Genomic DNA, 10,282 nt, shown 5'->3' on the forward strand with positions numbered 1-10,282 from the left:
GAAAAATAATATTATTTTTAATATATATTAAACCACATTTAAAAAGTGTTTTAAATAACGAAAGGAGATACAATTATGAGAACAATTCAGGCGAAGCCATTAACAGCAGATGCATTCAGACAGTACGGAACATTCTGGTCTGCAGTCGATGGAGAAGGATATGGATTGGGCGGAGGATTTTTTACATTTTATCCGGACCGGATTGCAGTGTCATCAGAGAAAAGGATAGGTTTTTCAACACTGAAAGTGAGTAAACCGGAGAAGTATATTGTAGAGGAACTGGAATATCATAAGACGACATGGGAGATGTTTATGCCGTTGAATGATGACGCTGTTCTGCATACAGCACCAAAGTCCGGCGGGGATGTAGTGACTGAACTGACAGAAGCGTTTATTGTACCAAAAGGAACGATGGTAAAACTGGATGCGGCAGTATGGCATCTGGCAGCTATGCCCGTGAATGTAGAAGAACTGCAGAGTCTGATTGTATTACCGGAAGGAACCTACATGAATGACTGTACCAAGGTGGCATTGAATGACGAACAGAAATTTGAAATTGTAATATAAGATGACAATCCAACGATATGTGAATAATGGAGGATTGAAGGAGGAGCTGCGGTAATACAGATGACGGGAACAAAGATTGATACAATAAAGATACGGCAGTTGAACCGGGAACAGACATTTGAATATATCAAAAAGAATCCGATGGCAGCAAGAGCCGATGTGGCGAAAGAGCTGAACTTAAGTTTTCCGACCGTGACCAGTATCGTTACAGAGTTGGAAGAAGCAGGACTGATCCGGGCTGAAAAAAGTACAACCAATACAGGCGGCCGGTCATCGATGGCGTATAGCTGCGATGAAAATGCAAGATGTGCGATTGGTATCCAGTTATCGGAACGTTATATGAAAGGACTTGTTCTGAATCTGCAGGGGAATGTAATTGGAAATGTGATTACAGAAAAGTTAAAGTTTCGGTCGGATGATAATTACAGGCGGAAAATAGGTGAATTATATCAACGTCTGGTATGGGAGATGGGATTAAAAGAAGGAGAGATCCTGGGTGTGGGAATCACAGTAGAAGGGCTGACAGATAATGAGGGAGAACGTGTGACCTGCAGTTTTACGGAGCAAATGTCAGATGTCCGAAGAGAAGAACTTGCAAAGTACATTCCGGTTGAAACACGGCTGTTTCATGATATGACGGCAGCTGGATACAACCAGAAGCTAAAACTCGGACAGAATGTATTCTACCTATCCTTGAACAGCAGTATCGGTGGAACTGTTCTTGTGCAGGATGAAGTCTATAATGGGAATCATAACCGGGCCGGTGAGATCGGACATATGCGTCTTGAAAAAAATGGAAGACGTTGTTATTGCGGTAATTATGGATGTTTTGATGCGTATTGCAATTCATTGATCCTGAAAGATGCGGCGGGAGGAGAATTAAAAGATTTTTTTGCCGGGATCGATCAGGGGAATCGGGAATATGAACGAATTCTTGACGAATATGTGGAAAGACTCAGTGATGCGGTATTCAATATCCGTATGCTGTATGATGACACGGTGCTGATCGGCGGTGAACTGGGAGAATATGCTGACTACTTCATCGAAAAAATATGGGGGATTCTGGACAGCCAGGACATCTACCGGGAAGAAAGTGCAAAGGATTATGTAAAAGTCTGCGAAGATGGAGAGAATGTGATCGCGATCGGAGCAGCAATGTATTATATCAATCAGGCGGCAGTCAGATTGTAAAAGAATCTAAGAGATCAAGGAGGAAAAAAGATGACAGAATTAGAAATCAAGGAACAGATGTGTGAAGTGGGCAGACGCGTATATAACAAAGGCATGGTGGCGGCCAATGATGGAAACTTTTCCGTAAAATTAAATGATCACGAATTCTTATGCACACCAACAGGTGTAAGTAAAGGGTTCATGACACCGGAATTCATCTGTAAAGTAGATGAGAATGCGAATGTATTAGAGGCTAATGAAGGATTCCGTCCCTCTTCGGAAATTAAGATGCATATGCGTGTTTATAAAGAAAGACCAGATGTAAAATCTGTTGTACATGCACATCCGATGTATGCAACATCATTCGCATGTTGTGGAATGGGTCTGACAGAGAAGATCATGCCGGAAGCAGTACTGTCACTTGGAGAAGTACCGCTTGCAAAATACGGAACACCTTCTACAGACGAAATTCCGGATGCAGTTGCAGAATATCTGGATTATTATGATGCAGTACTTCTGGAAAACCATGGAGCTTTGACCTATTCCGATTCCCTGATGAATGCGTATTTCAAGATGGAATCACTGGAGTTCTATGCAAGACTTCTGTATCAGGCAAAAATGCTTGGCGGCCCGAAAGAACTTCCGGAAGAACAGGTACTGAGACTTTATTCTATGAGAAGCCAGTATGGACTGACAGGAAGACATCCTGCCGACAAACTGAAAAAATAATCACAAAAGAGCTGAAAAACGGGAAAGAAAGGAGCGTACAGGATGGAAAATCAGAATACACATTATGTTCTGGCATTTGATTTTGGTGCTTCCAGTGGAAGGGCAATTCTCGGCGCCCTGAAAGATGGGAAAATAGAGATGAAAGAGATCCACCGCTTTTCGAATGATCCTGTTATCGTAAACGGAACGATGTACTGGGATACACTCCGGCAGTTCTTTGAGATCAAGCAGGGAATTGTCAAAGCGAAAAAATATGGAACCATCGACAGTATGGGGATTGATACATGGGGCGTGGATTTTGGACTGATCGATGAACATGGTGCACTTCTGGAAAATGCCGTACATTATCGTGATGAGCGGACACGCGGAATGGACAGAAAAGTATTTACGAAGATCCCGAAATCAGAACTTTATAATATAACAGGAAATGAATTTAACTACTTCAATACAATCTTTCAGTTAAATGCATTGAAAGAAAATCGCCCATGGATGTTAGAAAGAGCGGATAAATTCCTCTTTACACCGGATCTTTTTAACTATTTCCTGACAGGAGAAAAGAAAGCAGAGTATACGATGGCAACAACGTCCTCACTCCTGGATATCCGGAAAAGAGAGTGGTCGGAAGAAGTGATAGAACGGATCGGACTGAAGAAAGAATTATTCCCGGAGCTGATCGCAAGTGGAAGTATCGTCGGTCCTCTGAAAAAAGAAATCTGTGAAGAACTTGGCGTGAATTCGATGAAGGTTATAGCTGTAGCCTCTCATGATACACAGAGTGCATCGGCAGCAGTCCCAACGCAGGAAAAAGATTTTATCTTTATCAGTTGTGGTACATGGAGTCTGTATGGCACAGAACTGGATGAGCCGGTTATTGGAGAAAAATCACTTGAGATGAATGTATCGAATGAAGGCGGTTATGGAGGAAAGATTAATTTCCTTAAGAATCTGACCGGTCTTTGGATGGTGCAGGAAAGCAGAAGGCAATGGATCCGGGAAGGCAATGAATATAGCTTCGGAGAACTGGAGACACAGGCAAAAGAAGTGGAATTATTCCAGAACTTTGTGGATGCCAATGCAGAAGAATTTGTACCATCTGGCAATATGCCGCGCAGGATTCGTGAATATTGTAAACAGACGGGTCAGACAGTACCGGAGACGCCGGGCGAGATCGTATGCTGCATCAATCAGAGTCTTGCAATGAAATACAGAAGGGAACTGGATAAGATCCAGTATTGCCTGAACAAGAAGTATGACACGATCCATATGATCGGTGGAGGAATCCAGAGTAAACTGCTCTGCCAGATGACGGCTAATGCAACCGGCTGCCGCGTAGCTGCAGGACCAGTAGAAGCTACTGCATTTGGAAATATTGCAGTACAGATGATCGCACTTGGCCAGATCAAAGATATCAAAGAAGCAAGAGAGATCATTGAACGTTCTGAGGCGACCTGTTATTATGAACCGCAGAATACAGAAGAGTGGAGTCAGGCATATGCACGTTACTGTCAGGTGACAAAAAGACAGGAAGAAGAATTAGAATAAAAAAACATAATAAAAACTCCGGAGAAGAGATTGTTCAAATCTTCTCCAGAGTTTTGCTATCCCAGGGGAGGGATATGTATTACTTACTGGAGTTCCGAGATGGTTACATCACCATATACAGATTTCCAGTCAGCATCAAAATCATCTACGGCTTTCAGAATATGAGCCTGTGTCAGTGCAGCTGATAAGATGGAAGGATCCATGGTTGCTGTCTGTGCACCGGCAAGGAAAGCGCGGTCAACCTGGCCTGCATTCTTAAAGCTTGCACCAAGAATCTGTGTGTGATATCCGTAAAGTCCTATCATTTCTGCAAAAGAAGCAATGACATCATCCGGATCGATTCCCATATTTTCCATCCTGTTAAAGTATGGTGCGATATAATCGGCTCCTGCTTCCATGGCAAGGAATCCCTGCTGTTTGCTGTAGATTGCGGTAGCGGTTACATTAACGTCCTGTTTTTTGAGGGTTTTAATCGCTTTGATACCTTCTAATGTAACAGGAACTTTGACGCATACCTGATCGTCTACTTTGTTAAGGATCGTCTCTGCATCACGGAGCATTCCGTCAGTGTCCTGTGCCGTAACCTGGATATGCAGAGTCTTGTCCATTCCGATGATAGAACGGATCTCATTCATATGCGCAAAGAAATCAATCTTTCCTTCTTTTTTTACAATCGATGGATTTGATGTAACACCGGCGATCGGGAAAATGTCTGTATAGTAACGAATTGCATCAAGATTAGCTGTGTCTAATAAATACTTCATAAGAAACCTCCTGAAAATTAATAATATGAAATAAATAAGTGATTACTGTGCAACTAGTATCTGGATTCCCTTTTCGGAGAGAAAAGATTTTTCCTCTTCGGAAATGCCGGCATCGGTAATGAGCTGATAAACATCCTGAAACCGTAGATAAGCAACAGCTCCGGATTGACGAAATTTTGCAGAATCGGCAAGAATGTAGGTGTGATCTGCAGAGTTTGTCATTTCACGTACAGTATCAGTACGTGTCAGATCTTCTCCGGTGAATCCGAATTCCATGGAAAAGCCATCGGTTCCGGTAAATATTTTATCTACATGAAACGCTTTAATAGCTTGTTTGGTAAGGGGACCGACCAGGGATCTGCCTTTCGGCTGTAAAGTACCTCCCAAAAGAATAATCTGGATATTGCTATAGTCAGCAACGTAATCGGCAAGATATACGGAATTGGTAATAATCGTAATATTCTGTTTTGTTTTGGCAAGTTCTTCTGCGAAAAGTGCGCAAGTCGAACCAGATTCAATGATCAACGTCTCGCCGTCCTTTACAAGTGATGCGGCAGACTGTGCAATCTTCTGCTTGTTATCGTAATGAAAAGCCATACGGTAATTGATATCCCCGGGATCTTTTAGTACAGCATAACCGCGCTCTCTTTTTATAATGCCGCGTCCGGACAGCGTGTCTAAATCCTTGCGGATTGTTACTTTAGATGTATGCAGATATTCTGCAAGTGTAGATACTTCGGTCTTGCCATGTTCCGTCATATATTCAAGTAATGCGGTATGTCGTTCTTTTGATGTCAAAATGCACACCTCCTTTAAGTTATGTGATTTCTACAGTTGTTATATTATCACTGAAAATACCATAAGTCAATGTCAAAAGTTACGTACGAAAGATAAAAAGTTTCAAAATGTTTACAAGGAGATGACTATGTGGTATAGTAATAGACAGAGAAAGAGGAGAAGGAGAGCGGTGAAATGGATAAATATTTAATCGCACATGATCTTGGAACATCGGGAGACAAAGCATCCTTATTTTCAATAGAGGGAAAGCTGGTAAAAAGCTATACGGCATCTTACAAAACGCATTATTTTCATAATAATTATGCAGAACAGGAGACAGAAGACTGGTGGGAAGCAATCTGCAGGTCAACAAAGGAAATTGTTAAGGATATAGAACCCGAAGCGGTTCTTGGAATTTCCTTTTCGTCGCAGATGCAGGCGTGTGTTGTGGTAGATGAAAAAGGAAATGCGCTGCGTCCGGTTATGATCTGGGCGGATCAGAGATCCGGAGAACAGATGGAGAAACTGACCGAAAAAGTAGGAGCGGACCGGATGTACGAGATTAACGGACATCGTCCGAGTGCAAGCTACAGTATCGAGAAGCTGATGTGGATCAGGGATCATGAACCGGAAATATATCAGAATACATATAAGATGCTGCTGGCAAAAGATTATATTATCTGCAGACTGACAGGAAAATTTGTTACGGATTATTCGGAAGCTTCCGGAACGGATGCATTCGACCTTAAAGGAATGGAATGGTCGGAAGAAGTGCTGAGTGCTGCAGGAATTCCAACAGATAAGATGCCTGAATTACATGCATCGACGGATGTGATCGGTAATTTGACTGCTCATGCAGCGGAAGAATTGGGACTTGTAGTGAATACAAAGGTAGTATGCGGAGGGGGAGACGGACCATGTTCTGCACTGGGAGCCGGAAGTACGGAGAATGGGCAGATGTTCCTGTCGTATGGCACCTCAGCATGGATCGCAGGAACTTCAGATGAAGTATTCCTGGACAAAGACCGCACATTAATCTGTTTTGGGCATGTAATACCGGGAAAATATATGCCTTGTGGTACCATGCAGGCAGCAGGAAGCTCTTATTCTTATATCCGCCATGCAATGTGTGGAGAGGAAGAAGTGACCGCAGAAAAAGAAGGGGTATCTATCTATGATGTCATGAACCGTCTGGTAGAACAGTCGCCGGCGGGAGCGAAAGGACTTATATTCCTTCCATATCTTGTGGGGGAGAGAAGTCCGAGATGGAATCCGGATGCATCGGGAAGCTTTCTCGGAATCCGGATGGAGCATGAAAAGTGTGATTATATCCGTGCCGTACTGGAAGGAGTAGCAATGAATCTGGGTATAATCCTTGAAAAGCAGAGGGAGAACGGAGAGATCCAGGATCTGGTACTTACCGGAGGAGGAGCCAAAGGAGATACGTTGTCTCAGATACTGGCAGATGTGCTGGGTGTACGCCTGCACCGGCTGGATCAGGTGGAGACTGCAACTTCCGTGGCAGCAGCGGTTATTGCAGGTATCGGTGTAGGTGTGTTTAAAGATTTTTCTGTTGTAGATCAGTTCGTGAAACGAGAAAAGACATTTGTTCCGCGTGAAGAATATAAGCCGGTATATGATCATCAGAAAAAATTGTTTGAAAAAGGATATGAGTGTCTGTTGGATTATTACAAAATGTCCGCAGAAGAATAGAACAGAAATGGAAAGTATGTAAGATGTATATAAAGACATACAAAGAAAAGGAGGATATACAACATGAAACATGGAATTTATTACGCTTATTGGGAAAGTGAATGGGCTGCTGATTACAAATATTATGTGGAAAAAGTAGCCAGACTTGGATTTGATATTCTGGAAATCGGTGTAGGTCCGATTGCAGATTATTCTCAGACAGAGATTAAAGAATTAAGAAAATGTGCGGATGATAATGGTATTATCCTGACAGGCGGATATGGTCCGACATTTAATCATAATATGGGATCCTCTGATCCGAAGATCAAAGCAGAGGCGCTTGACTGGTATAAGCGGACGTTTGATGTAATGGGTGAATTGGATATGCACTGGCTTGGAGGTGCACTTTATTCTTACTGGCCGGTTGATTTTTCAACGGTAAATAAACCGGAAGACTGGAAATATAGTGTAGAAGGTGTACGGGAACTTGCAGATGCTGCAAAACCATATGGAATTGATCTTGGAATGGAAGTTATTAACAGATTTGAGACGCACATTTTGAATACATCAGAAGAAGGTGTGGAATTTGTAAAAGAAGTAGATAAAGATAATGTAAAAGTTATGCTTGATACATTCCACATGAATATTGAAGAGGTGAGTATTGGAGACGCAATACGCCATGCGGGAAATCTTCTGGGACACCTGCATACAGGCGAATGTAACCGTATGGTACCGGGAAAGGGACGTATGCCTTGGAGAGAAATCGGTGATGCATTACAGGATATTAAATATGACGGGAATGTAGTTATGGAACCGTTTGTACGTATGGGTGGTCAGGTTGGATCGGATATTAAGATCTGGAGAGATATCAGTCGTGGGGCAAGTGAAGCAGAACTTGATGCAGATGCAAAACGATCAGTTGAGTTCCAGAGATATATGTTGGATTGGAAATAATCTGGTGTTAAAAAATAAGTGAGAAAACCGATGGAGTAGCTGATAACAGCTATTTCCATCGGTTTTTTAGACTCTGACATGCAAGAGAAGCAGCTGGAAGATTTTTTTTTGTTATACTGCAGGCAATTCATCAATAATCTGCTGCAAAACCTTCTCAACAGAATCCGTGACATGGGTTGCATATTTATCAATCCCGGGTGCAGCATTAGTCATAGCATAGCTTGTACCAGCGGTCTTAAGCATTTCAACATCGTTGTACTGATCACCGAATACAACACAGTCCTTTGCATCGATATGCAGATGATCGAGCAGATTTTTCAGTGCACTTCCTTTGTTGGCTGTCGGACAGATAAAATCTACCCAGAGGTTACCGGAAGTAACCACTTTAATGTCGGAAGAAAACATTTCTTTTAAATGCTTTTCACATGCATCGGTTCCGTTGTAATCGCAGACTGCAATCTTAAGAATCGGTTCCGGAATCTCGCTTTTTGGATCATCAATGAATTTCATATGATTCTTGATGACATTTACCATGTGATTATAGAATTCCGGATTTTTCGAGGTGCTGTAGCAGACACGTTCGCCGGAGATAATGCAATTGTATTGTGGATATCTGGCAACTTCATCCAGGATACGGTAAGCAAGGTCTTGTTCGATGATTCCTTTGGAAATAGTCTCTTCGTTGTATATGCAAAGAGAACCGTTTTCGGCTATGTATGCGATATCATCCTGAACCGGAGTGAACAGCCTGCGCAGGTTCAGATACTGGCGTCCGCTGGCTGCTGCGAACATGATTCCGTGTTCTTTTAATGTACGGATCTGATCGAAAACGATGGGATTTACATCGCGTGCGCCGTTTTGAAGTAATGTGCCGTCGAGGTCACTGGCGATTAATTTAACCATAAATAACTCCTTAGATAAAACATTTCTGAAAACATTGATATTTATTTCGCTACTAATTATAATATAAATGAGTAAAATATGAAAGACAAAGGTAGGAACAAGGATATGAAGATAGGGATTGCAAACGATCATTCGGCAGTAGACATGAAAAATGAGATTGTAGAATATCTGAAAAGCCTGGGATATGAAGTTGTGAATTATGGAACAGATACTTATGAAAGCTGCAATTATCCGGAGTATGGTGAAAAGATTGGTAATGCGGTGGCAAGCGGTGAAGTAGAGCAGGGAATTGCAATCTGCGGAACCGGTGCGGGAATCTCACTTGCAGCGAATAAAGTGAATGGTATCCGTGCAGTAGTATGCAGCGATCCATATACAGCAAGAATGGCGAAAGAACACAACGATGCGAATATAATTGCATTCGGAGCACGTGTGATCGGTATTGAAACAGCGAAATGTATCGTTGATGAATGGCTGAACGCGAAGTTTGAAGGCGGAAGACATGCCGCGAGAGTGGACATGATCATGGATGTGGAAAAAAGAAATCATAATTTGTAAAACTAAAAAATGTAAAAAGGCAGTACACGGAGTGATGATCTGTGCACTGCCTTTGTCATTTATTTCTGATGAGATGCTTCATAGTCTCTGAAAGCATCTGTTAATTCTTCTCTTAATTAGGATTGTTTTGAAATAAGGCTACCGCAATCCCACTGGCTTTAGACGGTGGGTTAAGGTAGCCAAAAATCAGAAATTATCGTATACTCATGGCATGGGAACATGGAAATCTAAAAACAGACACAAATACCTATTACAATATCACATTATTTTTGTCTGTAAATATAGGAAGAAATTACTGGTTTCGAGGCAGATATCAGATGATATAAAACAGTTTTCGTATGAGATATGTCAGAGACACAGTGTGATAATAAGATATATGGAAACAGATAAAGACCACATTCACTATATGATAGAGACAGAACCAACAATGTCTATTAGTAAGATTATAAACCTGATGAAGAGCTATACAACATACCATATATGGAAAAGATATCCCCAATATTTACGAAAACAATTCTGGAAAGAACATACCTTTTGGACAGATGGATGTTTTGCCTGTAGTGTAGGAAATGTATCGGAAGAAATGCTGAAGAGATATATAGAAAATCAAGGTTGAGAAAGAAGGT

Annotated in this window: 11 protein-coding genes; 8 read left to right on the forward strand and 3 right to left on the reverse strand. The window is 41.8% G+C overall.

Going from position 1 to position 10,282, the window contains the following annotated elements; genetic code table 11:
- The first annotated feature begins 75 nt into the window (after positions 1-75).
- The 4 genes from GT508_RS07730 to GT508_RS07745 are packed head-to-tail and all read left to right on the forward strand — an operon-like array spanning position 76 to position 4,008.
- A complete protein-coding gene (locus tag GT508_RS07730) occupies positions 76-567 on the forward strand; it encodes an ureidoglycolate lyase (RefSeq protein WP_161143947.1) in 492 nt (163 codons plus the stop codon).
- A gap of 60 nt (positions 568-627) precedes the next feature.
- Complete coding sequence (locus tag GT508_RS07735; RefSeq protein ID WP_161143948.1) at positions 628-1,758, forward strand: ROK family transcriptional regulator; 1,131 nt, start codon at positions 628-630, stop codon at positions 1,756-1,758.
- Between the two features lie 30 nt (positions 1,759-1,788).
- A complete protein-coding gene (locus GT508_RS07740) occupies positions 1,789-2,466 on the forward strand; it encodes a class II aldolase/adducin family protein (protein ID WP_055281928.1) in 678 nt (225 codons plus the stop codon).
- A 42-nt stretch (positions 2,467-2,508) separates the two neighbouring features.
- Positions 2,509-4,008 carry a rhamnulokinase gene (locus GT508_RS07745; protein ID WP_161143949.1) on the forward strand — a complete coding sequence of 500 codons (1,500 nt, stop codon included), beginning with the start codon at positions 2,509-2,511 and terminating at the stop codon, positions 4,006-4,008.
- 83 nt (positions 4,009-4,091) lie between these two features.
- On the opposite strand, the gene GT508_RS07750 is transcribed toward GT508_RS07745, so the two are convergent.
- Complete coding sequence (locus GT508_RS07750; RefSeq protein ID WP_161143950.1) at positions 4,092-4,772, reverse strand: fructose-6-phosphate aldolase; 681 nt, start codon at positions 4,770-4,772, stop codon at positions 4,092-4,094.
- Between the two features lie 42 nt (positions 4,773-4,814).
- Positions 4,815-5,570 (reverse strand): DeoR/GlpR family DNA-binding transcription regulator, encoded by a 756-nt coding sequence (locus GT508_RS07755; RefSeq protein ID WP_161143951.1) that lies wholly within the window; start codon positions 5,568-5,570, stop codon positions 4,815-4,817.
- 174 nt (positions 5,571-5,744) lie between these two features.
- Here GT508_RS07755 and xylB point away from each other — a divergent pair, with 174 nt between their 5' ends.
- Both xylB and GT508_RS07765 read left to right on the forward strand, forming a co-directional pair.
- On the forward strand, positions 5,745-7,262 hold the full coding sequence (xylB, locus tag GT508_RS07760) for a xylulokinase (protein WP_161143952.1): 1,518 nt from the start codon (positions 5,745-5,747) through the stop codon (positions 7,260-7,262).
- Between the two features lie 63 nt (positions 7,263-7,325).
- Positions 7,326-8,195, forward strand: coding sequence for a D-psicose 3-epimerase (locus tag GT508_RS07765; RefSeq protein ID WP_055281920.1), 870 nt, complete (start codon positions 7,326-7,328; stop codon positions 8,193-8,195).
- A 111-nt stretch (positions 8,196-8,306) separates the two neighbouring features.
- Here the strand turns inward: GT508_RS07765 and GT508_RS07770 are convergent, their stop codons facing one another.
- The gene (locus tag GT508_RS07770) at positions 8,307-9,098 is read right to left on the reverse strand and encodes an HAD family hydrolase (RefSeq protein WP_161143953.1); all 792 of its coding nucleotides are present in this window, start codon (positions 9,096-9,098) and stop codon (positions 8,307-8,309) included.
- 105 nt (positions 9,099-9,203) lie between these two features.
- Between GT508_RS07770 and rpiB the strand changes: the two genes are divergently transcribed.
- Both rpiB and tnpA read left to right on the forward strand, forming a co-directional pair.
- The gene (gene rpiB, locus GT508_RS07775) at positions 9,204-9,656 is read left to right on the forward strand and encodes a ribose 5-phosphate isomerase B (protein ID WP_055282014.1); all 453 of its coding nucleotides are present in this window, start codon (positions 9,204-9,206) and stop codon (positions 9,654-9,656) included.
- Positions 9,657-9,867: 211 nt separating this feature from the next.
- Entirely contained in the window at positions 9,868-10,272 is a 405-nt protein-coding gene (gene tnpA / locus GT508_RS07780; RefSeq protein WP_161143954.1) for an IS200/IS605 family transposase, read from the forward strand.
- The last annotated feature ends 10 nt before the right edge of the window (positions 10,273-10,282 follow it).

Origin of the sequence: Dorea sp. BIOML-A1, assembly GCF_009875615.1 — a bacterium.
GTDB lineage: Bacteria > Bacillota > Clostridia > Lachnospirales > Lachnospiraceae > Dorea_A > Dorea_A amylophila.